This window comes from Paraburkholderia phenazinium (assembly GCF_900100735.1).
Classification (GTDB): Bacteria; Pseudomonadota; Gammaproteobacteria; order Burkholderiales; family Burkholderiaceae; genus Paraburkholderia; species Paraburkholderia phenazinia.
The window spans coordinates 267,702-292,685 of the sequence record NZ_FNCJ01000002.1; the positions used below are offsets into that span (position 1 = coordinate 267,702).

General features: G+C 62.9%; 20 protein-coding genes. 9 read left to right on the top strand and 11 right to left on the bottom strand.

The window, feature by feature from the left end:
• The first annotated feature begins 261 nt into the window (after window positions 1-261).
• Window positions 262-1,083 (top strand): alpha/beta fold hydrolase, encoded by an 822-nt coding sequence (locus BLQ92_RS05015; RefSeq protein WP_090682250.1) that lies wholly within the window; start codon window positions 262-264, stop codon window positions 1,081-1,083.
• Here the strand turns inward: BLQ92_RS05015 and BLQ92_RS05020 are convergent.
• From BLQ92_RS05020 to BLQ92_RS05035, 4 genes are all read right to left on the bottom strand, one after another.
• Entirely contained in the window at window positions 1,073-2,896 is a 1,824-nt protein-coding gene (locus BLQ92_RS05020; protein WP_090682251.1) for an ATP-binding protein, read from the bottom strand. The two genes, BLQ92_RS05015 and BLQ92_RS05020, sit on opposite strands and share 11 nt — an antisense overlap.
• 266 nt (window positions 2,897-3,162) lie before the next feature.
• A complete protein-coding gene (locus BLQ92_RS05025; RefSeq protein ID WP_090682253.1) occupies window positions 3,163-4,077 on the bottom strand; it encodes a helix-turn-helix domain-containing protein in 915 nt (304 codons plus the stop codon).
• A gap of 187 nt (window positions 4,078-4,264) precedes the next feature.
• Window positions 4,265-5,224, bottom strand: coding sequence for a LysR family transcriptional regulator (locus BLQ92_RS05030; protein ID WP_090682255.1), 960 nt, complete (start codon window positions 5,222-5,224; stop codon window positions 4,265-4,267).
• Window positions 5,225-5,418: 194 nt separating this feature from the next.
• Window positions 5,419-6,546, bottom strand: coding sequence for an FAD binding domain-containing protein (locus BLQ92_RS05035; RefSeq protein WP_090682256.1), 1,128 nt, complete (start codon window positions 6,544-6,546; stop codon window positions 5,419-5,421).
• A 200-nt stretch (window positions 6,547-6,746) separates the two neighbouring features.
• Between BLQ92_RS05035 and BLQ92_RS05040 the strand changes: the two genes are divergently transcribed.
• The gene (locus BLQ92_RS05040; protein ID WP_244106101.1) at window positions 6,747-7,181 is read left to right on the top strand and encodes a DUF3331 domain-containing protein; all 435 of its coding nucleotides are present in this window, start codon (window positions 6,747-6,749) and stop codon (window positions 7,179-7,181) included.
• On the opposite strand, the gene BLQ92_RS05045 is transcribed toward BLQ92_RS05040, so the two are convergent.
• From BLQ92_RS05045 to BLQ92_RS05070, 6 genes are all read right to left on the bottom strand, one after another.
• The gene (locus tag BLQ92_RS05045; protein ID WP_090682258.1) at window positions 7,178-8,308 is read right to left on the bottom strand and encodes an amidohydrolase family protein; all 1,131 of its coding nucleotides are present in this window, start codon (window positions 8,306-8,308) and stop codon (window positions 7,178-7,180) included. The two genes, BLQ92_RS05040 and BLQ92_RS05045, sit on opposite strands and share 4 nt — an antisense overlap.
• A 37-nt stretch (window positions 8,309-8,345) precedes the next feature.
• The gene (gene actP / locus BLQ92_RS05050; RefSeq protein WP_090682938.1) at window positions 8,346-9,992 is read right to left on the bottom strand and encodes a cation/acetate symporter ActP; all 1,647 of its coding nucleotides are present in this window, start codon (window positions 9,990-9,992) and stop codon (window positions 8,346-8,348) included.
• Window positions 9,993-9,997: 5 nt separating this feature from the next.
• Window positions 9,998-10,360 (bottom strand): DUF485 domain-containing protein, encoded by a 363-nt coding sequence (locus BLQ92_RS05055; RefSeq protein WP_341806637.1) that lies wholly within the window; start codon window positions 10,358-10,360, stop codon window positions 9,998-10,000.
• Between the two features lie 73 nt (window positions 10,361-10,433).
• Window positions 10,434-11,657: an FAD binding domain-containing protein gene (locus BLQ92_RS05060; protein WP_090682261.1), complete on the bottom strand. Its 1,224-nt coding sequence runs from the start codon at window positions 11,655-11,657 to the stop codon at window positions 10,434-10,436.
• A 2-nt stretch (window positions 11,658-11,659) separates the two neighbouring features.
• Window positions 11,660-12,145, bottom strand: a complete 486-nt coding sequence (locus BLQ92_RS05065; protein ID WP_090682263.1) for a VOC family protein — start codon at window positions 12,143-12,145, stop codon at window positions 11,660-11,662.
• A 199-nt stretch (window positions 12,146-12,344) separates the two neighbouring features.
• Window positions 12,345-13,100 carry a TetR/AcrR family transcriptional regulator gene (locus tag BLQ92_RS05070; protein ID WP_244896620.1) on the bottom strand — a complete coding sequence of 252 codons (756 nt, stop codon included), beginning with the start codon at window positions 13,098-13,100 and terminating at the stop codon, window positions 12,345-12,347.
• A 287-nt stretch (window positions 13,101-13,387) separates the two neighbouring features.
• Here BLQ92_RS05070 and BLQ92_RS05075 point away from each other — a divergent pair, with 287 nt between their 5' ends.
• Window positions 13,388-16,381, top strand: coding sequence for an ATP-binding protein (locus tag BLQ92_RS05075; RefSeq protein ID WP_090682267.1), 2,994 nt, complete (start codon window positions 13,388-13,390; stop codon window positions 16,379-16,381).
• A 7-nt stretch (window positions 16,382-16,388) separates the two neighbouring features.
• Here the strand turns inward: BLQ92_RS05075 and BLQ92_RS05080 are convergent, their stop codons facing one another.
• Window positions 16,389-17,309: a LysR family transcriptional regulator gene (locus tag BLQ92_RS05080; protein ID WP_090682268.1), complete on the bottom strand. Its 921-nt coding sequence runs from the start codon at window positions 17,307-17,309 to the stop codon at window positions 16,389-16,391.
• A 291-nt stretch (window positions 17,310-17,600) separates the two neighbouring features.
• Here BLQ92_RS05080 and poxB point away from each other — a divergent pair, with 291 nt between their 5' ends.
• The 6 genes from poxB to BLQ92_RS05115 all read left to right on the top strand — a co-directional run bounded on the left by poxB (window position 17,601) and on the right by BLQ92_RS05115 (window position 24,917).
• Window positions 17,601-19,322 carry a ubiquinone-dependent pyruvate dehydrogenase gene (gene poxB / locus BLQ92_RS05085; RefSeq protein ID WP_090682270.1) on the top strand — a complete coding sequence of 574 codons (1,722 nt, stop codon included), beginning with the start codon at window positions 17,601-17,603 and terminating at the stop codon, window positions 19,320-19,322.
• A gap of 96 nt (window positions 19,323-19,418) precedes the next feature.
• The gene (locus tag BLQ92_RS05090) at window positions 19,419-21,596 is read left to right on the top strand and encodes an FUSC family protein (RefSeq protein WP_090682271.1); all 2,178 of its coding nucleotides are present in this window, start codon (window positions 19,419-19,421) and stop codon (window positions 21,594-21,596) included.
• Window positions 21,593-23,092: an efflux transporter outer membrane subunit gene (locus tag BLQ92_RS05095; protein ID WP_090682273.1), complete on the top strand. Its 1,500-nt coding sequence runs from the start codon at window positions 21,593-21,595 to the stop codon at window positions 23,090-23,092. Before BLQ92_RS05090 ends, BLQ92_RS05095 begins: the two co-directional genes overlap by 4 nt.
• Entirely contained in the window at window positions 23,076-23,276 is a 201-nt protein-coding gene (locus BLQ92_RS05100; protein WP_090682275.1) for a DUF1656 domain-containing protein, read from the top strand. Before BLQ92_RS05095 ends, BLQ92_RS05100 begins: the two co-directional genes overlap by 17 nt.
• A 57-nt stretch (window positions 23,277-23,333) precedes the next feature.
• On the top strand, window positions 23,334-24,293 hold the full coding sequence (locus tag BLQ92_RS05105; RefSeq protein WP_090682277.1) for an HlyD family secretion protein: 960 nt from the start codon (window positions 23,334-23,336) through the stop codon (window positions 24,291-24,293).
• A gap of 186 nt (window positions 24,294-24,479) precedes the next feature.
• Window positions 24,480-24,917: a PRC-barrel domain-containing protein gene (locus tag BLQ92_RS05115; protein WP_090682939.1), complete on the top strand. Its 438-nt coding sequence runs from the start codon at window positions 24,480-24,482 to the stop codon at window positions 24,915-24,917.
• The last annotated feature ends 67 nt before the right edge of the window (window positions 24,918-24,984 follow it).

Genomic DNA, 24,984 nt, shown 5'->3' on the forward strand with positions numbered 1-24,984 from the left:
AGTGAACCGGATTGGTCACTTGAGATGGCTGCAGCGTAGGTCGTTTCGGGCTATGCGGCTTCAGCGCGCGGCACTGTCTTTGTGAATTCGCACTGCGGTGCGTCGTGGGCAGGGCGATAGAGCGTCGATCCTGCGCTCAACCGTGCAAATATGAAAAAGCCGGGCGATCAGAAAGAAGCCCAGGATCGCCGTAGCCAATACTCACCTGACGCATGACCCACCGGTGCATGCCGGCCAATTACTTCCACAGGAGCAAGAACGATGGCATATTTCACCACCAAAGACGGCACGGAAATCTATTACAAGGATTGGGGTGCAGGCCAACCAGTTACGTTCTCGCATGGCTGGCCGCTCGACGCGGACGCATGGGACGCGCAGATGTTGTTTCTCGCAGAACGCGGCTATCGCGTGATTGCGCATGACCGGCGCGGTCACGGCCGTTCATCGCAGCCGTGGAACGGCAATGAAATGGACACCTATGCGGACGATCTCGCCGAGCTGATCGAAGCGCTCGATTTGACGAATATCGTGATGGTCGGTCACTCGACCGGTGGCGGGGAAGTGGCTCGCTACATTGGCCGGCATGGTACGAAGCGTGTGGCGAAGGCCGTGCTCATCGCGGCGGTTCCGCCGATCATGTTGAAGACGGAAGCGAATCCGGGCGGCCTGCCGATCGCGGTGTTCGACGGCATTCGCGAGGGCGTGAAAAACAACCGTTCGCAGTTCTTCAAGGATCTGGCCGTGCCGTTCTACGGCTTCAACCGCCCGGATGCGAAGGTGTCGCAAGGCACGATCGACGCGTTCTGGCAGATCGGTATGCAAGGCTCGATCAAGGGTCTGTACGACTGCGTCAAGGCATTTTCGGAAACCGACTTCAACGACGATCTGAAGAAGGTGACGGTGCCCGCACTCGTCCTGCAGGGCGACGACGATCAGATCGTGCCGCTCGACGACTCCGGCAAGCTGTCGTCGAAAATCATGCCGAATGCCAAGCTGAAGGTCTATGAAGGTGCACCCCACGGTCTGTGCACGACGCACGCGGACCGTGTGAATGCGGATCTGCTGGAATTCCTCAAGTCGTAATGGAGTACGTCGGCGGCACCGTTACGGTGTCCGCCCGAGCATGGGCGTCCCGTTCGGCTGCGCCCCGTGTGCGGGCCGATTCAGTCGGCCTCGACACCTGCCCGCGCACAGTGGGCGATGCCGGTGCCAGCGGGACGCGCACACGCCGCTCGCTGGCGGCATCCACCGATCCGGCCGGCAACTTGTCCAATGCACGGGCGGCCTGTGCGGCGCGCGTGCAACATTCGTCGATCATGCCGGCATCGCGTAACGCCGCGACCAGGTTCGAGGCCAGCTCGACGCCGACGCGCAGATCGCCATCAGGCGAAAACGCCCAGTCGAATGCGGCACGTGCATCGTCGAGTGTTTGCTGAAAATCCGGCGGATTGCCGCTATCGTTTGGGCGATCAGCAGACGATCGAGTCTGAAAGCACAAGGAAAGATAGCGCGCATGGCGCAAGGCGATGTCCTGCACCTCGCCTTCGGCCTGAAGCTTTTCCATCGCATAGGCGCGGGTCGATTCGGACAGGCGATAGTTCGCTGCCGGACCCTCGAACCCCACGCTAACGAGCGATTTCGCCACGAGTTCGGTGATGCCGCCAATCGCATTCGCCGCCGTGAGTTCGTCGTCGCACACGACTGCGCACATCGCCTCGAAAGTAAAGCTGCCGCCGAATATCGCGAGACGCCGGAAGATGGATTGCGTACCGATGTCGAGTAGCGCAAAGCTCCAGTCGAAGGTGGCGCGCAAGGTTTGATGACGCGGGAGCGCGGTCCGGTAACCGCCCGCCAGAATCGCCATGCGGTCATCCAGCCGGCGCCATACGCCTTCCACGCCGAGCGTGACCACGCGAGCGGCCGCCAGTTCGATGGCGAGCGGAATGCCGTCCAGCCGGCGGCAAATCTCGCCGACGAGCCGGATCTCCGCGCTATCGGTGGCCACGCTTGTCTGCAACGAATCGGCGCGCAGGAGGAACAGTTTCACTGCCGAACATTGGAGAATGTCCTCATCGGTGGCATCCGGCGGCGGCACATCAAGCGGATCGACGCGAAACACTGTCTCGGCCATGATCCGAAGCGGCTCGCGGCTCGTGACGAGCACCCGGAGCGTATCGTTGACGGCCACCAATGCGTCCACGATAAGCGCGACGGCGCAGATGACATGCTCCGCGTTATCGAGCACCAGGAGCTTGCATTGGCCGGCTAGCGCGGCCGCTACGCAGGCGATATCGATCCGCGCGCCGGTCCGCGTCACTCCGCAGCTTTCGGCAATGGCGCCGAGCACGGCCTCCTGCGTAGTCAGCGCGGCGAGTTCGACAAAGCAGACCGGTTCCGTCAAGTTCGCCCGGGTATGGCGAGCGGCCTCGATCGCCAGCCGCGTTTTGCCGATTCCTCCAGCGCCCACAAGCGTCAACACATGAGCTTGTTGCAGCATCGAGCGGATCAACTCGACCTCGGCGTCGCGTCCCAGCAACCCGGATTTAAGTGGTGGCGGACGTCGCACGCCTGACGCCGGCGCACGGGCTTCGTCGGACGCAGTGGTCTTCTGCCGTTGCAGAAGCTGATAGCCACGGCCCGGCACCGTGAGAATCAGGTCCCGGTCCGGACCGAGTATTTTTCGCAGCGCCGAAAGGTGAACCTGAATATTGTTTTCTTCGACGACGGTGTTGGGCCAGACCGCATTCATCAACTCGTCTTTCGTGACAAGTTGTCCGCCGGCCGAAGCGACAACGGCAAGGATATCGAAGGCACGAGAGCCGATATGCACGACTTCACCGTTCCGCCGCAACGTGCGCATCTCGAGATCGATCTGAAAGCGACCTATTTCGATCATGATGTTTACAGGTTGAAGACAAGGGACTGAGTAAGCAGATAATGCGAGGCGCCTGCGCGAACGGGAGAGGGTGGAGCATGCGCTGGACCTTGCATGATTGAGCCTATCGCGCCACCGTTCGCGCGTCTTGCACGTTAGTGCGATGCTTTGTAGGAAAGTCTATGGCGTAGCCAGAACGCTATGCGCCCGGCTGGCTCTTGTTTGATAAAGGCGGCAGAAGCAAACCCGGTCTGAGCAAACCGCGAAGTGAGCGGTTTGCTCAGCGTTCAGTTGCCGGCCCGGCGGCGCCAGCTTCCCGGCGGTGTGCCCAACATCTGCGAGAAGGTTCGCGTGAAGTGGCTCTGGTCGGAAAAGCCGCACGCAATGGCAATCTCCGACAGCGATGAGTCGGAATGCCGCAGCAGTTCGCGCGCACGTTCGACGCGTCGCTCCAGCAGCCATTGATGCGGAGTGCGGCCCGTGGTTTCGCGGAATGCGCGGATGAAGTAGCTGCGCGACAGGTTGCAAGCGCTCGCGATCTCTTCGAGCGAAACGTTGCCTTGGGTTTTTGCAAGCAGCATGTCTTTGGCGCGCGTTTCGAGCAGACGCGAGAGTCGCTGGCTTTTCTTGACCGATGGAGGCGGCGCGTTGCCGTACTGGTCGATCAAATGCGTTGCGATCGTGATGCCGAGTTGCTCGACAAACAGCGGGCTCGCCTCACCCGGGCGCTCCAGTGTCAACGCGAGCACTCGCGCGAGGTGACCGAAGACAGCGTCGTTGCGGCCGGGGGGCGCTAAAAAGCCTGTGATGGCCGAGCCGTTTCGCTCGTAGCAAGTGTTCGTGATGAAAGCGTGGGAGAACTCGACCAACACGAAGTCGAACGCGCCGTGCAAATCGGCACGGTAGTCCTCTTCGAAATTACGAACGTAGACTGAATCCTTTTCGAAGTCGTATAACGTCGAGAGGTTTCCTGACATGATCCGGCGGCGGTGGCCGGCCGTTAGCGAAACACCGATCAGGAAGCCGCGATCCGAAGCGGGCGTGGCCACTTCGCTGGTTTTCTCATGGCGCCTGCATTTGCGATAAAACGTAAATTCGCCTGCTTCGAGTTCCAGATCTTTGTGTAATTGATTCGAAAGACATCCGAGCGAGTCTTTCTGCAGGGCTGCCGTGGCGATGAATGTATTTGTATGGTTCGACATGATCCGTCACCTCTGTTTGTCGCGCTACATACGCAAGTCCGTTCGCGTTGCAAAAGCAGGGGGTGGTGATAATCGGCGTGCTGCCCAGATTATGTCGGAAATTATGTGTGTCGAGTATTAAATTTCGATCGGCTCCGAGTTTTGCAAGCGATCAATTAATTTAGCGGATTTCGGCGGGCAGCGTCTATTAGGGCTGAAGCTCCGGCTGGGCTTGGGCGGCCGAGTCCGCCGTCAGATCCGCAATCCGCAAATCTAGTTTCCGTTTTAGCGACACGATTAGGAATTCAACGAACGTTTTTATTTTCGCATCGACGAATTGGCGTGACGGATAAACCACAAAGACATTGGTCGTTTGAAGCGGATACTCCGGAAAGAGCTGAACCAGCTTGCCTTCCTTGAGTTCGTCCACGACCGAGTAAGTCGGCACGGCCCCCACGCCGGCGCCCGCCAGCAGCGCGACTCGGAGCGCCTGCATTGTGTTGACGACAAAGTGTCCGGCCAACTCCGGGTTCGCCGCGCTATTGCGGGTGAGCTCCGATGGCCAGTCCGAGGGCGGATCGAAGGACGAACTGGTCTGCATGAGCGTGTGATCCGGTAGGTCGTTCACACTATGGATCGGATGCCGCGTGAGATAGTCCGGCGCGGCGACCAGAATGCGCTCGCACCGCCCGATGAGCCGGCTCACGTTGCGGGAGTCCGGCAACGACGACACCGATACGATCGACACGTCGAATTCGTCTTCAATCAGATTCGCCATGCCGGGCAGCAGTTTCAGATCGACTGAGACCGCTGGATACACGTGGCGGTATTCGACGATCGTGGACGTCAACTGTTTCAGCCCGATGTCGGGCAAGGCGTGAACTCTCAATTTGCCGCGCGGCAGCGTGTGTGCGTCGCTGGCTTCGGCGTCGGCGTCGTCGATATCTGCGAGGATCTTCTTGCAGCGCTGGTAGTACCGCTCGCCGCATTCGGTGAGCGAGACACTGCGCGTTGTCCGTTGCAGAAGCCGCGTGTGGAGATGTTCTTCGAGCGCCACGACCGCGCGAGAAATGTTGCCGGCGCTGCATTCCATGTGTTTTGCAACCGAGCTGAAGTTGCCGGTCTCCGCGACCCGCGAGAACACGCGCATGCTGAAAATTCTGTCCATAGCCGCTTTGACCTCTTGATCCGGTTGAACCAGGTGGCACGTCTTGCCTGATGTGGACACAATACGATCCGTAGCGGGCTCGCGCCATCCCTACATAGGGTTGGCACATTCACCAATGCATTCACGGTTCTAATCCGCTCGTATAGGGTCATGCGACGGCTGGACGGAATGCCGCAGAAACGCCGGCGTGAGCGTCAAGGCGAACCGAGTCCGAACGACTGGGCAAGCCGCGGGCCCTTGAGAAGCAGCGGCTCGACAGCCGCGCGCCGTGCCGTGGCCCAGTGGGCGAGTACCTGTACCACGTCCTGAGCGGGCTCGCTCAGGGCTTGCGCGAGGCTGACGGCGTCGCCGGCGGCTTTCGAGGTGCCGGAGCCCGTATGAGGGCGCAGTGTGCACGCGGCGTCGCCCACCAGCGCAATCCGGCCTTTGGCGAACGACGGGCTCAGCGCGTCGGAGATGGCCTGCATGAAAGGTGCCCCGGTTGCGCACACGAGTTGCGATAGCGTGCCGGGTAGTCCGTCGAGCGCCGCGCGCTGCAGGTGCGTCAGCGACTGCGCTGACAGTTCGCCGGGCGCCACGGAGGCATGATGCCGCCGACCATCGCGCCCGGTCAGAAACGCGTCGATCGCCGACGCATCGGCTTCATTGCGATACCAGAGCCAGTTGAAACGGCGCTTGCCGGGTTCGAGGGAGCCGTCCAGTGCGGGAATCAGGAACGTCATGAACAGTTCGCCTGGCGCCTGGAACAAGGTCATGTTCTCGATCAGATCCGCGATGTCGGCGTGGTCGAAAGCGCTTTCTTCCACAACACCGCGCCACGCGATGTAGCCCGCGTATGACGCAGCGCTGCCGGGGAACAGCATGGCGCGAAGTCGCGAGGCGGTGCCGTCGGCGGCGATCAGCAGGTCCGCGTGAACCGGTGCAATACCGTCGTTGAAACGGATCTCGACACCTTCGGCGTCTTCGGCAACGCTTGCCACGGCGTGCCCGTAGTGAACCGCGTCGGCCGGCAGCATGCTGCACAGCGACCGGTAGACGGTGTCCCACGATGAAAACGGCAGCAACTCGGGGTCGTCGCGTATGACCGTGCCGGCGCTATCGATCCAGCGCCGTCGGTGGGTCGGCACCGCCAGCATGGCGCGGGTCCGATGGCCGTGCTGGTCGAGAAACTGCAGCATCTGCCGCAACACCACGACGCCGCCACCGCGCCCTCGCAGCGGCGCAACGGAGCGCTCGTAAATGTGCACGTCGTGACCCGTGCACGTCAACGTCAACGCGCACGCGAGTCCGGCGATGGAACCTCCGGCGATGGCAATCTTCATGTCGGCCTCGATGCTGTGTTCATGTTGCTCTCCAGTTGACGCATCCGATGCCCGCTGTAGCGAACTCTAGCGCTTCATTAGCGAATCATGCCTGTGCAAACCCGTCGATCGGCACGTGGCCTCAGGACAATTAATAAAAATTAGCAACGGTTTTGAACGCGTCGTCGTATGCTTTTTTCATGCATTCGAGGAAACAACCCATGGAAACGGCAACAGAGACGATCTCGCATTACACGGATCGTGTCTCCGTGTGGGATCACGTGATTCATGGGCTTCTGCCGCACCATTGCCACGAAGGCGCAGGCGAGCCCTGCCCGACGCGACCGGCGTCTCGCGTGGCCGCTTACGGGTTGTCGTCGCATATCGTGGTGGAAGTGATCGAGCGTCTGTCCGACACGTCGATTGCCGTGCGGTGGCAGGACGCAACCCGCTGCCGCTACGACGATCAGGTGTGGATTAGTTGCCGCGCTCGCCTGAAGGGGCGCTGCGCGCTGAGTGGGCTGCTGATCCGCCGCGACGATCTGATCTACAAACCGAGAGTGCGGAGCACGAAACCGGTTAACGCCGCGGCCATGATGCTGGCCTCCGCCATCGACCGGATGCCCGTCATGGCCGAGGAAGCCGATGCATACTAGAGCTTCAGCAACTGCGCCGCGTTGCCGCCGAGAATCAGGTTCTTCTGGTCGGGGGGGAGCGAGAGACGATCCAGGAACGTGACCGGCTGCTCGTAGCCCATATCGAAGCAGTAGTCGCTGCCGAGCACCAGCCGGTCGATTCCGATGTTCTGGATCAGGAAGTCCAGTACGGGTCCGGAGTGCGAGACCGTGTCGTAGTTGAAGCGGCGCAAATAGCTGCTTGGCTTCTGCGCCAGTCGCCGTGTTTCGGGGCGTACTGTCCAGCCTGCGTCGATGCGGCCCATCAGGATCGGCAACGCGCCGCCGGCGTGCGGCAACGTAATGTTCAACCTCGGATGCCGGTCCATCACGCCTCCCAGGATCAGATGCGAACCGGCAATGGCCGTGTCGAACGGGTTGCCCAGCAGGTTGCTCAAGTAGAAATCGCCCAGCCGCGCACCGCCTACTGTCTGCTGAGGATGCAGAAATACCGGCAGATCCAGCTGTTCGATCCGGGCGAAGACCGGCTCGAACAACGGGTCGTCGAGATCCCGATTGTTGATGTTGGTCCCCATGTAGACCCCGCGGACGCCGGGCAACTCGAACACGCGATCGAGTTCGTCAAGCGCGTCGTGTGGATTGAGCATCGGCAATGTGGCCAGCACCACGAAGCGGGTCGGATGCTGCAGATGGGCCTTCGAGGCCGCCTCGTTCCACGTTCTGGCAAGCTTCGCATTGAAGGCACGGTCGGCCCAGTAGGCCATCGGCACGCTCAATGACAAGGCCTGCATGTCGACGCCGGACGCATCCATGTCGGCGAGCCGCTCGTCGATCTTGATGAATTTCAGCGGCAGCGGTCCCAGTCCACCCGCCGGTGTCTGGAAGCTGAAGCTGGTGGCGTCGCAGGTGAACTTGCCGCCGAACTTCGCGCCTTCGCTGCCCACCAGTCCGCAATAGCTTTCAGGGTAATAGTGCGCGTGAATATCGATCGACCGGCCTTTGCCGAGGGTGCCGGAAGCGCCCGCAGCGCCGGTGGCCGTGGGCGTGGCGGCGGTGGCCGGCCGTCCCGAGGTGAGGCTGCCGGCGAGCGCGGCCATCGTCCCGAGCAAGCGGCGGCGTTTCGGCGAAATACAACACGTGCAATCCATGAGTCAGTCTCCGTTATGGGTTTTTTAGTGGCGAGTGTTATCCGTGCTTCGCCATGCCGAGTTCGCAGTCCACAAGCTGGTTGCCATACAGTGCGCGTTCGCTCGCACCGCGTGCCGAGGTGTCGGTGACCGAGAAAAAGAACACGCCTGCGAAAGCCATGATCATCGAGAACAGCGCGGGGTATTCATACGGGTAGATCGCATGCGCATGACCGAGCACCTGCACCCAGACGGTCGGGCTGAGAATCGTCAAGGTGACGGCCGAGATCAGGCCGAGCGAGCCGCCGAGCACGGCGCCTCGCGTGGTGAGCCCGCGCCAGTAGATCGAGACCAGCAGCACCGGGAAATTCGAGCTGGCCGCAATCGAGAAAGTCAGACTGACGATAAACGCGATGTTCTGTTTCTCGAACGCGATGCCCAGCAGAATCGCGAGCACACCGAGCACCAGCGTGGTGATTCGCGACACGTGCATTTCCTCGCGGTCCGTGGCGGCGCCGCGGCGAATCACGTTCGCGTACAGATCATGTGACACCGCGGAGGAGCCGGCCAGCGTCAGCCCCGCCACGACCGCGAGAATCGTCGAGAAAGCCACCGCGCAGATGAAGCCGAGAAATACGTTGCCGCCCACGGCGTGCGCCAGATGGATGGCCACCATGTTCACGCCGCCGATCACGGCGCCGGAGGCCGTGTGATAGTGCGGATCGGTCGCAACCAGTGCAATCGTGCCGAAGCCGATAATGATGATCAGTGCGTAGCCGATACCGACAATGCCGGTCGCGTACAGGATGCTCTTGCGCGCGGCTTTGGCGTCGCTCACGGTGAAGAAGCGCATCAGAATATGCGGCAGTCCGGCCGTTCCGAAGATCAACGCCAAACCGAGCGAGACGGCGGAAACCGGATCCGACACGAGCCCGCCCGGACTCATGATCGCAGCATGCCTCGGATGTGCGAGTATCGCCTGCGCGAACAGCGCGTTCATACTGAAGCCGAAGCGGCTCAGTACCATGAACGCCATGAAGGCGGCGCCCGCGAGCAGCAGGGCGGCCTTGATGATCTGGATCCAGGTGGTGGCGAGCATGCCGCCAAAAAACACATACACCACCATCAACACGCCCACCATCACGACGGCGACCGTGTAGTTGAAGCCGAACAGCAATTCGACGAGCTTGCCCGCGCCGACCATCTGCGAGACGAGATAGAGCAGAACGATCACGATCGAGCTGGAAGCGGCGAACGCGCGAATGGGCCGCTGTTGCAGCCGGTACGACACGACGTCGGCGAGCGTATAGCGGCCGAGATTGCGCAACGGCTCGGCGATCAGAAAGAGAATGACCGGCCAGCTGGCGAGAAAGCCGATCGAATAGATCAGGCCGTCATAGCCGCTCGTGAAGACGAGGGCGGAGATCCCGAGCAGCGACGCGGCGGACATATAGTCACCGGCAATCGCCCAGCCGTTCTGAAACGCCGTGATTTTGCCGCCTGCCGCGTAGTGATCGGAAACGCTGTTGTTCTTCCTTGCCGCCCAGCGCGTGATGAACAGCGTCGACGCGACGAACAGCAGGAACATGCCGATCGCGATCGGATTGTGCGATCGTGCCGGCGCCACGGTTTCGGCGGCGGCCGCGGGCAGGGCGGTGAGTGCGTTGAAAGCGCAAAAAAGCAGTGCGCCGCGCCATTGAGACATGCGTGTCATTGCCGTACTCCTTGCCGGATCTCATTCACGGCGCGATCGTGGAGGGTGTTGGCTCGCGCGACATACACCGCGACCAGCACGAAAGTAAAGACGAACATGCCGAAGCCGACCGGAATGCCCCATGTTGCGGGCGAGCCGTCGACGATCAGCCGTCCGAGCAGCGCGGGCGCGAAGGCGAGCGTGAGGATGAATGCGAAGTACACGACCAGCATCAGGATCGTGAGCGTCCACGAGAAGGTGCGCCGCTGACGCACGAGCGCGCGAAAGCGCGGATCGTCGAGTAGCGGATTGGCCGCGGGTGGCGGGTCGGTGGCGACGTACTGCGCGCTCATCGAATAGGTTGGGGCACCATGTTTCACTTTGTATCCTTTCGAAACGATTGCTTTTCGATGCTGCATCAACTGATCGGACCCGCCGCAAACGCAACGGAGATTAAAAGCGGGCGGGTACCGCGGTCTCGCGCATCACGGCGTCGGGCGTGCGATAGCGCTCGGCCATTTCACGGTCGACTTCGTTTTTCAACTGCGCCTGCATATAGGCGCCGAGATGGCGCGCGTGCTGCACGATTGCCGCGCCGACCTGGGTGCGCTCGCGGCTATAGTCCGCCAGCGCGTCCCGAACACCCGTGTGGGCTTGCAACGCCTTGACGAGCGCCATGGCGTCGCTCCCCGCCTTGGTGACACCCATGCCGCAATGCGGACGCGCGACGAAGGCGGCATCGCCCAGCAAGGCGATCCGGCCGAACGCCATCTGCGGCACTTCGAGATCGAAGATGGGTTGGAAGAGCGGCTGCTTCGCCTTGGTCACGACTTCGCCGAATTGCGGGGCGAGCAAGGTGAGCGCGGCGTCTTCCATTTCGGCGAGGACGTCCTGGCGGATCAGCGTCGGCGGAATGCCGCCTACCCAGCGCTTGCCGGACCGATCGGTCAGCAGGTTCGGCAACTGAATGTCTTCGCTCGTTGCGCGATACCAGACGAAGTTGTAGCGGCGTTCGCCCGGGGTCGTGCTGTTGCCCCGGCCGGCGACCGGATAGCCGAGAATCTGCTCGCGCGGCGGCAGGCAGAAGGCAAACTTTTCGAATAGCGCTTCGCGGGTTTCGCGCGACAGATCTGCTTCGTCGACGAGACCGCGCCAGGCGACATAACCGGCGTACTGAAGCTTGACGTCGGGCAGGAAGTACTCGCGTATCGACGATTTGAAGCCGTCCGCGGCGATCACCAGGTCGGCGTGCAACACGGTGCCGTCGGTGAGCGTCACGATCGCCTGGTCGGGGCCGTCCTGCACCGATGCGACCGTGCCGCCGGCGTGGTAGTGAACGTCCGGCAACGCAGCGCGCAACACGTGGTACATCTTGCCCCACGCGGTCAGCGTTTGCGGCAGATTGCGCTCGGACAGCACCGCGCCGTTCTGCGCGAACGTGACGCGTGATTGCACCTTGACGCCAATGGAGTCGTCGAAATCGATACCTGCCGCCGCAAGCGCCTCGAACAATTCGGGATGCGTGACGATACCGGCGCCGCGTCCAGCGAGTTCGTCTGGAACCCGTTCGAACACGTCGACGTTCCAGCCGTTGCGGACCAGCAGATTGGCTGCGAACAGGCCGCCCAACGAGCCGCCGACAATAATTGCCCTGGCGCGTGCGGAAGCATGGGTCATGATTACTCTCCGGCGCTGATGGTGGTTTGCGCGATGGCCGGCTGTGTTTCGGCCAGGCGACTGATTTCTTCGGCGGGGAAGTTCAATTCGATGGTCACGCCGGACGGGTCTTCAATGAACACCTGATGAAGGCCGAGGCTCGGCACGGTGCGCTCGCGATAAGCGATGCCTTCCGCCTTGAGCGTCTCCCACATCTGTTCGACACCCGCCGCGAGAAACGCAATGTGGTCGACTGTGCCGGTGCCGCTGGCGGGCAGTGGCTTGTCGCCGAGATAGGCGGTGAGTCCAGCGGGGTTGTTCGGATCCACGCCGATGATATGGACCGTGCCGAAGTCGGCTTCGTCGCCGCCTTTGTAAAGCCACGCGCCCGGAAAATCGAAAGGCGGACGGTAGCCCTGCTTGAAACCGAGGATCCGCTCATAGAAGCGGCAGGATTGCGCGAGGTCGGTCGTGCGAATCGAGTAGTGGGCAAGTTTTGAAACGGGCATGTTCGACTCCTGCTATGCTATTTATCGATCGATTAGTGATCGTTAGATAAATTGTAGGTGAATTCGCAGGCAGGAAAAAGCGGCGTAGCGCCGGTGTTTACCCGGAAGAACGCGAAAAGTCAGGAGTGGGGCGATGAGAGGTGAAGCGAACGGCCGGCCGCGCGGTTGGTGTGACCGGCGGCCTGGGTGTGGACGTCTGTCAGGCTTTGGAGGGGGGCTTCGAGCGGGCCGATTCTTTGGACGCGTGCTCGAGCGCCGCGGGCACGCCATTGAGGAACGCGTCGACTTGGCGCGCGATGTGGTCTTCAATGTCATCGGTAACCGGGAGGCCGTAGATCCATTTCCGCACGCCGAGATAGAAGATGCTCGCGTGCAGACTCCAGATCAACTCCAAGTCGATCTCACGCTGCCTTGCTCCGGTGGGCGCCGGCAAGTCGTAGGCCGAGCGGATTTCCGCCATCACGGGCAGAAACACGCGTTCACGCAGTCGTGCGAGATATTTGGAATTGATGCCTTCGCGCGTCAAGCCGGCGAAGATGAAAATCCGGATCCACTCGCGCCGCAAAATCACCACGGCGTACGACGAGTAGAACCTGACCATGCGCGCCTGGATTGGGACGGAGCGGTCCTTGATCAGCTTTTCCCAGCTCGTGTCCCATTGATAGACCTCTTCGTACACACGGTCGATCAGTGCTTCCTTGCTTGGAAAATAGCGGTAGAGCAGCGGCTGCGTTACGCCGAGCTGGCGCGCGAGTTCACGGGTGCTGCCGGAAAAGCCATGGGTGGCGAAGTGGTCGACGGCCTTGAGCACGATCTGGCGTTCCCGGACTTCGGGTGCGAGGCGGCGCGTGACGACTTTCTCATTGTCATGCACCTCGTTTCCCGACGCTGTCTCGACCGCTCGTACTTTTCTCGGCATGGCTTGTTCGGCACCCTGTATGTTGGGACGCATCATACAAAGATTACCCCCGTCTGGCTAGGCAACGGCACGCGGCAGGCGGCGCGGCTGCGCGGTGCCGCAAGAAGCCCGCCGGGCGGTGCGGTGCAAGGGGTGAGTGGGGCGTTCACGGCGCTTAAAAAGCGCGCGCTTAGTACAAAAAATTTGAACGGTAGGTTCAGTTTTTTCCGCGCATGTCGATCGCCCGTTGATCTAGACTTCGGGGACGCAACGCTACTCGGCTATTTTAAATTCTTCCGCGTGTGCTGACTGCTCTTCAAATCGCTGCGTACAGGATATCCCGCATGATTCGCATTGGCCCGCTTCAGGTGGATATCGACCGTCGGGAAGTGTGCATCGACGGCGAGCCTGTGCAGCTAGGCAGCCGTGCATTCGACATGCTTGTCGTGCTGATCGAGGCGAACGGCGGCCTGGTGTCGAAGAGCGACCTCCTCAAGCAGGTCTGGCCGAATGCATTCGTTGAAGAGAACAATCTGCAAGTGCATATGTCAGCACTTCGCAAGATCCTGGGCGAAAACCGCGGACTCATACAGACGGTGTCCGGACGCGGTTACCGGCTGGTGCCAGGCGCCTTGACGGCGAGCGCTGCTGGCGAGGCCGGCCAGCGCGACGAATTCCTGGAGAATTCCACGCATGGCCGAAGCGTCCCGAACAACCTGCCCGCCCAATTTTCGCCGCTGATCGGACGCGACAAAGCGCTTGACGACGTCTCGCTGGCGCTTGCCGCCGCACGCCACGTGACCCTGGTGGGCTCGGGCGGCATCGGCAAGACGCGGATGGCGATGGAGGTCGCGCGCGGCTTGCTGACGCGTTTTCCGGACGGTGTCTATCTGGTGCCGCTCGCCTCCACCACCGACGCCAGCAGTGTCCTCGCGGCGTTCGCAGCCTGCATGGGCGTGAATCCGGGCATTGGACCGCTGACGCTCGCGCGCGTCAGTAAAGAACTTAGCGAGCGGCGCGTGCTGTTCGTGCTCGACAACTGCGAGCATGTGCTCGGACCCGCGGCTGAGCTCGCCGAGACCCTGCTCGGCGTCGGTCCCGCCGTATGCGTACTCGCGACCAGCCGCGAGCCGCTGCGGGTGCTGAACGAGCATCTGTATTGGGTCGCGCCGCTACAGGTGCCTGCGCAGGAGGATCAGGGGCAAGATGTTCTGCAATGTAGCGCCGTCGAATTGTTCCTGTCGCGCGCGCGTGCGATCGATGCCCGCTTTTCATCCGATGATAGAAGCATCCAGTTGACCGGCATGGTATGCCGTCGGCTCGACGGCATACCGTTGGCGCTCGAACTGGCGGCCGCGCGAGCCGCAATACTCGGTATCGAAACGCTCGCCGGCCATCTGGATGACCGCTTCAACATGCTGACAGGCGGCAATCGTACGGCCTTGCCGCGGCATCAGACCTTGAAGGCGACGCTCGACTGGAGTCACGCGATGCTCGACGATGCCGAGCGCACCACGCTGCGCAGACTCGGTATTTTCGTCAGCAGCTTCCCCATGGAAGCGGCCATCGCTGTCGTCGGCGACCGCGTATTGCGTGAACTCGATGTGATCGCCGCGGTGTCGGGACTGGTCGAAAAATCGCTACTGGTGACGCACGTTGAGAGCGGCAGGGCGAGCTATCGCCTGTTGGAAACCACGCGCGCCTACGCCATGCAGAAGCTCGAGGATAACGGCGAGCGGCGCATTGTCACGCTGCGTCACGCGCAATACTTCCTCGGTCTCCTCGAGCGCGATGAGCAGCGCCGCGCTGAGCCGCAGGGCGCGCACCGCGACGGATGGCATCAGCGGATGCGCGGACTGCTCGACGATCTGCGCGCGGCGCTGGCCTGGGCCTTGACGCCGAAGGGCGACGACGTGCTCGGCGAAGCACTGGCAGTCAAGGTCGTGTTTCTTCTCTATGAACTGTCTTTGGTCGACGAGTGCTGCGCGTGGGCGCGGCGCGCGCTCGACTCGGTGGCCGCCACCCATCAGGGCTCGCGTTCGACGCGCCATTTGCGTGTACGCATGCAACTGCAGGCGGCGCTTGCCGCGGCGCTCGTCTACGTCATCGGGCCGAATCGCGAAACCCTCGGCCTCTGGTCGGAGATTCTGGCTTCGGCGATCGGGCTGGGCGACCGGGCGTTTGAAGCCCGCGCCTTGTGGGGCATGTGGAACGGAAGTCAATCGTCCGGCGCGGCGCGCAATGCGCTGGCATTCGCGCGACGCTTCGAGTTGCTCGCCCTCGAGGTAGGCGACACGAGCGGCACGATCCTCGCGTACCGGCTGCTGGGGATCGCTTCGCATTACACGGGCGATCAACAGCAAGCGCGCGCGGCGCTCGAACAACTGCTGCGGCACAGCGAGGACTTGCAGCATGGCTTGCCGCTCGGGCAGTCCGTCGACCAGCGCATTGTCGGCCATGCGACCCTCGCGCGGGTGCTGTGGTTGCAGGGCTTCCGCGATCAGGCGCTGCGGCTCGCCGAGGACAGCGTGCTGAGCGCGTGCGATCAGCAACAGGCGATCATGACGTGTTATGTGCTGGTCGAGGCGCTGGTGCCGCTGACGCTGCTGTCGGACAAGCGCGAGCGAGCGGCTCAGGCGATTGCCCTGTTGCATGAGGTGTCGGCGCGCGCCGGCCTCAGCGTAGCGCAAGCCTGCTGCCGGTGTTTCGACGAATACCTGCATTCGATGGGGGACGCCGCAGCAGAGCGCCTGAACGCTTTCCGAAAGGCCCTGGACGATCTGGATTCGCTCGAATTCGGCGCGCCGCGCGCCATGCTCGTCGGGCAATACGGCCTCGCTCTAGGCCGCTCGGGCCGGCCCGAAGAGGGCATCGCCACAGTGGTGCGCGCGCTGGCTCAGTGCGATGAAACCGGCGATCACTGGTATGCCGGAGAGATGAGGCGCATCCATGGCGAGCTGCTGCTCATGGCGGAGGTCGGCGCGCCACCGTCGGTAACGGTCGCTCGGGACGCAGAGGTTTGCTTTGTCGCAGCCCTCGAGGATTCGCTGATGCGGGGCTGCCGCTCGCTGCAATTACGCGCCGCAAGCAGCTTGGGGAGCCTCTGGCATGCACAAGGGCGGAGCGCGGAGGCCGTCCAGCTGATACGATCCGCCAGCACGAGACTCGCCGAAGGTCTCGACTGGGACGATTTCGAAGCCGCCACCCGTCTACTGCAGATCACGACGCGGGCGATCGCTCACAACCCCGCCGCTTCGGTCATTCGCCCTGCGGCCCAGCTTGCGGCAGTGAACACGTGTGATGCGCCGCCGCCGCGAGAAATCGCGCAACGCGGCTGAACGGCGTTCAGCCGTGCAACATCCTCTGTTGCACAACCTCGTCGATCAGATCCGGGCGGCCCAACTGTTCGACCCACCAGCGCAGGGCTTTGCCGGTTTCGTCACCGCGCCACGCCAGATAAAAATGCGTGATGTCGCGCATGCCGAGCACTTCTTTTTGCACTAATTCGCCCCGCGCCAACGGCTCGGCGGCGAGGCATTCCGGAATCGTGCCCGCGGCGAGCCCTCTGATTTGCGCGGCCAGCTTCGCTTCGAGCGTGGGCACCGTCATGACTTCCTGATTGGCGGCAATGGCGATCGTGCGCGGCGCGAGCTTGCGCGACGTGTCGCCGATTGCGACCACCCGATGGCGCGCGACGATATCCAGCGTTAGCGGCCCCGGCATCGAAGCGAGCGGATGATCCGGCGCTACCACGAACACGTGCCGCAGCGAGCCGATCGATTTCGCAACCAGATTGGGAATCAGCGGTGGATCGCCCGCCGCGCCGACGACCAGGTCCGCGCGGCGCGTCAAGAGTGCGTCCCACGAGCCGCCCAATACTTCTTTCGAGAGATGCAGCCGGGTGTCCAGCTTCAGCTTGTAGAACGTGCCGACGTGATCCCATAGCAAGTCGAACGGAATGATCTCATCGACGGCGACGTGCAGGTCGGATTCCCAGCCATGCTGGATTCTCTTTGCCTTGCATTCGAGGTCTTCCGCCGCCTCCAGAAGGCGGCGCCCTTCCTCGACGACCACGCGCCCGGCATGCGTGAGAACGGACCGGCGGCCGCTGCGGTCGAACAGTTTCACGCCGAGATCGAGCTCCAGCTTCTGCACCAGATAGGTCAACGACGACGGAACTTTGTGCAGCGTTTCCGCTGCGCTCGCAAAGGTGCCGGTCCGATCGATCGCGTCGAGGACCTGCAGGACTTCAAAAGAGAGATTCATGTCATACAGCCGGATTTGATGCGGACCATCAGGATACTTGAATCCCCGCTGTGCGCTAGCACGTATCGGTGAAACGCGTACGGTGCTGAATTACCGAGAGCCGTCAGTCAGTTTGATTCAGGTGTTTTCAGGCTGAATTCAGGACTTTTCCCCGCGCCTCACATAGCTTGATAGGTGTGGCATACCAGCGCTGCGCCGGATCGCGGCGCCGCTGTCTGTGCCGGCTTCGCGGCCGTGGTCGTGGTTTTTAACGCCCGGTCGAACCCCCTCTACCGTGAAAAGGAGTCAAGCATGGCCAGTACTACCATTGCCGCCTATCTCGCCGCCACACTCGCCGCCTCGGGTGTCGAACGGATCTGGGGCGTAACGGGCGATAGTTTGAATGGACTGGCCTACAGCCTCGATCAGCTCGGCTCGATCCGCTGGATGCACACCCGTCACGAGGAAGCGGCTGCCTTTGCCGCCGGTGCGGACGCGGCCTCGACCGGACGTCTCGCGGTGTGCGCCGGCAGTTGCGGTCCTGGCAACCTGCATCTGATCAACGGTCTGTTCGATTGTCATCGCAATCACCAGCCGGTGCTTGCCATCGCCGCGCACATTCCGTCGACCGAAATCGGTCTGGGCTACTTTCAGGAAACGCACCCACAGGAGCTGTTCAAGGAGTGCAGCCATTACGTGGAAGTGGTGTCCTCCTCCGCGCAGTTTCCGCGCGTGCTGGCGCGCGCGATGCGCACCGCTGTCGAGGAGCGCGGCGTGGCGGTTATCGTGTTGCCGGGCGATGTGGCGCTGAGCGAAGGCCCCGCCGAATTGCCGTCCTGGACGGAAAGCGCGCCGCCGCGGATTCTCCCTGCCGAGGCGGACCTCGAGCGCCTCGCCGCGTTGCTGAATGACTCCGACGCGGTCACGATCATGTGCGGCAGCGGCACGCAAGGCGCACACGACGAAGTGGTGGCGCTCGCCGATACGCTTGGCGCACCGGTGGTTCACGCGCTGCGCGGCAAGCAGTTCATCGAGTACGACAATCCTTACGACGTCGGCATGACCGGGCTGATCGGCTTTAGCTCGGGCTATCACGCCATGATGTCCTGCGACACCCTGGTGTTGCTCGGGTGCGACTTCCCCTATCGCCCGTTCTATCCGGTCGACGCGAAGGTCATTCAAATAGACTGGAAGGGCTCGCAGCTCGGTCATCGCGCGCCCCTCTCACTCGGGCTCGTCGGCACGGTGAAGGAAACCATCGCCGCGACACTGCCCAGGCTGCAGCGCAAGACGGACCGCGGTTTCATCGACAACGCGCGCAAGCACTATGCGTCCGCCCGCAAGGGCCTGGACGATCTGGCGACACCGGCCGGTCCGGGCCGCCCGATCCACCCGCAGTATCTGGCGAAGATGATCGACAAAGCCGCAAGCGACGACGCGATCTTCACTGCCGACGTCGGCACGCCGACCGTCTGGGCCGCGCGCTATCTGACCATGAACGGCAGGCGTCAGTTGCACGGCTCGTTCAATCACGGCTCGATGGCCAACGCAATGCCGCAGGCGCTGGGTGCACAAGGCGCGCATCCGCGGCGGCAGGTCGTGTCGCTATCGGGCGACGGTGGCCTGTCGATGCTGCTCGGCGATCTGCTCACCGCGCGGCAACTCGATTTGCCGATCAAGGTGGTGGTGTTCAACAACAGCTTGCTCGGCTTTGTCTCGATGGAATTAAAGGCGGGTGGTTACCTCGATACCAATGTCGATCTGAGCAAAACCGACTTTGCGGCCATTGCGAAAGGCGCCGGCATTTTCAGCATTCGCGTTGAAGAATCGGAAGACGTGGCGGGCGCGTTGAAGCAGGCGTTCGACCATCCGGGGCCGGCGCTCGTGGACGTGGTCACGTCGAAACACGAACTCGCAATGCCACCCACGATCGAGCTCGCCCAGGCGAAGGGCTTCAGCCTCTACATGATGCGCGCCATTCTCAATGGACGCGGTGACGAGATCATCGAACTGGCGCGCACTAACCTGCGCTAGCCGCACGCTACACACCGTATGCACAGAGGCATTCGCAAGGCTCGAGGCCCTGCATGACCGGAATCACATGGACCATCAGCGACTGACGAGTGCCCTATGACCCTGCAAGCGGATGCCCGCAGCACGGTCCCGCCACGATGGCGGGACGAGCTGAAGGCCTACTGGAAAGACGACGGCCCGCGGTTCCGGCATATCGCCAAGGTCGCCATTGCGATGACGCTCGCGATGGGACTGTGCATGCGCCTCGAGCTTCGCACGCCCGCCACGGCGATGGTGTCGTGCGTCATCGTGATGATGCATCAGCAAAGCGGCATGGTGATCGCGCGCGGTTTCTATCGCGGCCTCGGCATGGTGTGCGGCAGCTTTGCAGGCCTTTTGCTTATTGCGCTTTTTCCGCAACAACCCCTGCTGTTCTTCATCGCGTTAGCGGCGTGGATCGGCGCGTGCGTATTCGGCGCGTCGTACTACCGCAACTTTCAGTCGTATGGATTCGTGCTGGCCGGGTACGGCACCGCCATCACGGCGATGCCGGCCTGGTCCAATCCCTACGGCGTATTCGACAATGTCGTGTTCACCGTGAGCGAGGTGGTGATCGGCGTGGTCTGCGCGAGCGTGGTCAGCGCGGTGATTTTCCCGCAGGCGGTCACGCCGGCGCTGTACGCGTCGAGCCGGCGCAACTTCACGAACCTGTTGAACGCAGTGCATGCGATGCTCGATCGTGCGACGGCCGTTGGCGGCTTCGACACGTTTCTCGACCTGATCCGTGAACGCGCGGGGGTGGAAAGTCTGCGCAGCGGTGCGGTGTTCGAGGATCCGTCGATTCGCCTGCACAACCATGTCTTTCTCGACCTCGACCGCAGCTTTCTCGACACGGTCGCCTGGATTCATGCGCTGCATCAGTTGAAGGCGCGGGTTGCGGCAGAAGCCGATCCGCGCGCGCTCGCGGCGGTCGATGAACTGATCGGCGGCCTGCTTGCGATCGTGCCGAACGAGGCGCCGCTGGAGACGGTGACGCTCGAACAGGTCGAGACCTTGTCGAGCCACCTCGACGCTTTCGAGCAGGCCTTGCCCGCGCATCTGGGGCGGCTGCTGCAATCGCTGTCGGACCTGGTGCCGCATCAGCGCCAGTTCGTTGCGACAACCGGTTCCGCGCTGTTCTTTTCAATCGCCGATCTGCGCGTGCTGTGCAGAAGCTATATTGAAGCACGCACCATGGATCGGCTGCCGTGGTCGCAGTCGGTGATTCAGGCGATCACCCACATCGGCAGAACGCGGGCGACGGCTAATCGCACGGCCGCGACCATCGCCGGCGCGCGCGCCGCCGTGGCCGTGTTGCTGGTCGGCGCGGCGTGGCTTGCATCCGGCTGGGTCGGCGGATCGAGCGCGATTGTCGCGGTGGCGATCACGAGCGCGCTGTTTGCGCTCGTACCGAATCCGGCCGTCGCGAGCTGGCAGATCTTCTGTGGTTGCCTCGCCGGTTGGCTCGCCGGCTTTGCGTTCAACTTTTTCCTGCTGCCGAAGCTCGACGGGTTCGTGCTGCTCGCCGCGTCGATAGCCATCTTCGTGATGGTGGGTAGCTATTTGAACACGTTTGTGAAGACGGCGATCCTCGGGCTTGGATTCAGTATCTATTTCTGTTTTATCGTCGGCATGTCGAATCCGACCGTCTATAACCCGAGCGCGTATCTCGACACCGGCTTCGCGTTGCTCTTCGGCATCGCAGCGGCCGCGGTCGCGTTTTCAGTCATCGTGCCGCGCGCGGGCGACTGGATTTCCGCGCAATACCTGAAGCAGATTCGCGCATTGGTGGCGGACAGTGCGTATGACGACGACCTCGATGATCTGCTCTTTACCGTCGAGTTGAGCTTGCGTGATTTCATCATCCAGATCGCGTCCGCGCCGGCAGACGCGCGCGTCAATCGCAACTATCTGATCGGCTGGGCGTTCGCGGCGCTGGAGATCGGCCGCGCGATGATCCAGATGCGGCTCGACACCGAGCGGCTCGGCAACATCTTGCCGGCGAGCTGGCCGGACGTGCAGCGCGCCTGGCTGACGGCGCTCGCGGACGTGTTCGCCGCCGCCACGCCGCAGGCCGCCGAAGGCGCGCTGGCCGCGACGCGGCGGGCGCTGGACACATTGCCGCTTGCGCACACCATCACGGTCGATGCGACGATGCTCACGCGCTGCCGGATGCGGGCGCTGCTGCATTTCACCGAACTGACGCTGCGTGACGACACCTTGTCCCTGTGGCAAACCGCGGAGACCCGGGCATGAAACTGCATGACCTGCCCACGTTCGCGCCGCACCGCTCGACTGCGGCCGCGCTAGCCTGTGCGCTGCTGCTCTGCGCGTGTATTAACAGTGGCGGCATCCACACGCACGAGTCGATGATCGATCCCACGACACTCGATCCGGGCGCAGTGTTGCGCGCCACCCAGGCCGACGCGAAATGGCCGGCCGACGACTGGTGGCGCCAATGGAACGATCCGCAACTCGACGCCTTGGTGCAGGACGCCACCGACGGCAATCCTGGTCTGCGCGTCGTGCAGGAACGGCTGGATGCGGCGCGCTTCCAGGCGCAGATCGCCGGCGCCGCTGAATTGCCGCAACTCGATGCGGGCGGCAGTTCCGAGCGCAGGCGCTACGCGCGCTACACGACCCCGGCGCCGCCGGGCGGCACGACCGTGTGGAGCAACAGCATCCAGACGGATTTGTCCTATGACCTCGATCTGTGGGGCAAGTCGCACGCGATTCGCGAAGGCGCGCTGGACAATGTGCATGCGGCGGCCGCCGACGCGCGCTTCTCGCAAGTTGAACTGCAGACCGCGGTGGTGCGCAGCTACGTCCAGTTGTCGCTCCAATATGCATTGCTGGACGTCTACCGCGCCGTGCAGAGCGAACAGCAGCGCACCGTCGACATCGCGACGCGCCGCTGGCACGCGGGCGTCGGCAGCAATCTCGAGGTCAGCCAGGCGCAAACCCAGCTAGCCATGAGCACGACTCGGGTGCAAGAGGCGCAGCAGCAGCTTGCGCTCGAACGTATCAGCATCGCTGGTCTCGCCGGCAAGGGGCCGGGATACGGCGATTTGCTGCGCCGGCCCAGCCTCGCGCTGAGCGTGCCGGTGGTGCTGCCGGCGTCGCTGCCGGCCGAGCTGATCGGGCATCGCGCGGATGTGGTGGCGGGGCGCTGGCGCGTGCTCGCCGCGGACAAAGGCATTGACGCGGCGCACGCCGATTTTTATCCGGACATCAATTTGCTGGCTACTGCGTCGCTGGGATCGGCCGCGACGTTCGGGGGCTTCTTCAACTTCCTGAACAGCGACGGCATGGGCCACGGCGTGGGCGCGGCGATCTCGCTGCCGATCTTCGACGGTGGACGGCGGCGCGGCAATTACGGCGTGGCCGTGACCTCCCGCGACGCAGCGGTGGATCAGTACAACCAGAGTGTGGTGAATGCAATGCGGGCCGTCGCAGAGCAGGTCGTGTCGTTGCACTCGCTCGAGCAACAGCAGGCCTCGGTTGAAAACACGCTTGATTCGGCGCGCAAATCGTTCCGGCTCGCCGACACTGGCTATCGCAGCGGCATCACCGAATTCCTCAACGTGCTGGCCGCGCAGAACGAACAGTTGCAGCAGGAGGAAAGCCTCGCGGCGATCGAGGCCAAACGACTCGATGCATGGGCGTTGCTGATGAAGGAGCTGGGCGGCGGTTTCGCGGCAGCGCCCGGCGAGCGGGTTTCACAAGGAGCGGGCGATGCCGGGCGAAATTGATCTGCTGTCTCTGCTCGTGCCGGGGCTGTTGCCGATTCTCGCCGGCTGCGTGCTGCTGTTCGTCGTCCTCGATCTGGTGCTGGCGAGGCTCGGTTTCTATCGCTACACATGGCATCCGGCCCTGTTCCGGGTCGCGCTGTTCGCCACCCTGTTCAGCGGTGCTTCGTTGCTGCTGTGGCAATGAACCAGGAAAGGCACTCGCTCCCATGAATCCACTGACTGCTCACGCCAGACCTTTACGATGAAAAAGCAATCCATCCTGCGCGCAGGTTTCACGCTCACGCTCCTCGTGGTGGCGATCGTGCTGGTTCGCATGCTGTGGGTCGACTACATGTTCTCCCCCTGGACTCGCGATGGCCGCGTGCGCGCGCAGGTCGTGCAGGTCGCCACCGACGTCTCGGGCCTGGTCAGCGAAGTGCGTGTGAAGGACAATCAACTGGTGCGCAAAGGCGACATTCTGTTCGTGCTCGATCCAGCCCGCTTCCACTATGCGGTCGCGCAAGCCGACGCCGATCTCCTGCGGGCTCAGGCGCAGATGGCGCAGGCCAGGGCGCAGATGGCGGGCAGCGAATCCGGTTTCGCGATGAAGCGCGCGCAGGCGGCGCGCCGGGCGAACCTCGCCGGCGACGTGATCTCGGATGAAAGCCGGCAAGACTCGGCTTCGCTCGCGAGGCAGTCCGCCGCCGCCTATGCCGCCGATGTCGCCGCTTACAGCGCGGCAGAAGCCATGTACAAGGCGGCCGTGGTAGCGCGGCAGACGGCACAGCTCAATCTGACGCGCAGCGAAGTGCGCGCGCCGTCGGACGGATACATCACGAATCTGAACCTCTATCCCGGCGATTTCGCTACCGCCGGCGTCGCGCGCATGGCGCTGATCGACTCGCACTCGTTCTGGGTCTATGGCTATTTCGAAGAGACCAAGCTGCCGCACGTGCATGTCGGCGATCAGGCGGTGGTGCGGCTGCTGTCGGGCGGCAAGGACATTCAGGGGCATGTCGACAGCCTGGCGAGCGGGATTGCCGATCGCGACAACCCGACCAGCAACGGCGACCTGCTGGCGGACGTCAATCCGATCTTCACGTGGGTGCGGCTCGCCCAGCGTGTGCCCGTGCGCATTCACCTCGATCAGATCCCCGCCGGGGTCAAGCTTGCGATGGGCATGACCTGCACAGTTACGCTGCGCCCGCAGCGCGGCGATTGAGCTTGCTGTGGCGCGCGGAACCGCAGGTTGATCGCGTGGCGCTTGCCACCGTGCGAATTCGAAAACGGCGCGGACGAAACGGCTTCATAGTGATGCTTGGCGCGACATAGGCAGGCGGCAGCGTCGATACCGTCACCGTGTCGCGATTCATCTCTTTTAATCAATGCATCTCGTGGAGAAATCATGATGAAGGCAAAGTGGGCACTCGTATTTCTGGCGGCGTCGGCGTTCGGTGCAATGTGCCAGCAGGCCAACGCCCAGGTGGCAGGCGAACAGCCTATCGGCACCAGCGTGGAGCAGACCCAACTGATCGTTGAAGGCTGGAGCGTCAAGAAGAGCCTGTTGGGCAAAAGCATCTATAACGACAGCGGCGAGAAGGTCGGCGTGCTTCACGACATCATCATCGCACCGGACAACGCGGTGTCGTTCGGGATCGTGGCGGCGCACCAGTTTCTCGGCGTATCGCAGCACGACGTAGCGATTCCGCTATCGCAACTGGACTATGTGGATGGCAAGCTGGTCTGGGCCGGCGCCACGCGCGACGCGGTCAAGGCCATTCCCGCCTTCCAGTATTCGAAGGTTCGCACGGTGCCGATCGCCCGTAAGGACTTCGGTCACCACTGATGGACGCGCCCGCGCGGCGCCGGAAGCGGCCGCCGCGCAGGTTTGACCCTGCCTGGTTCCCGCCATG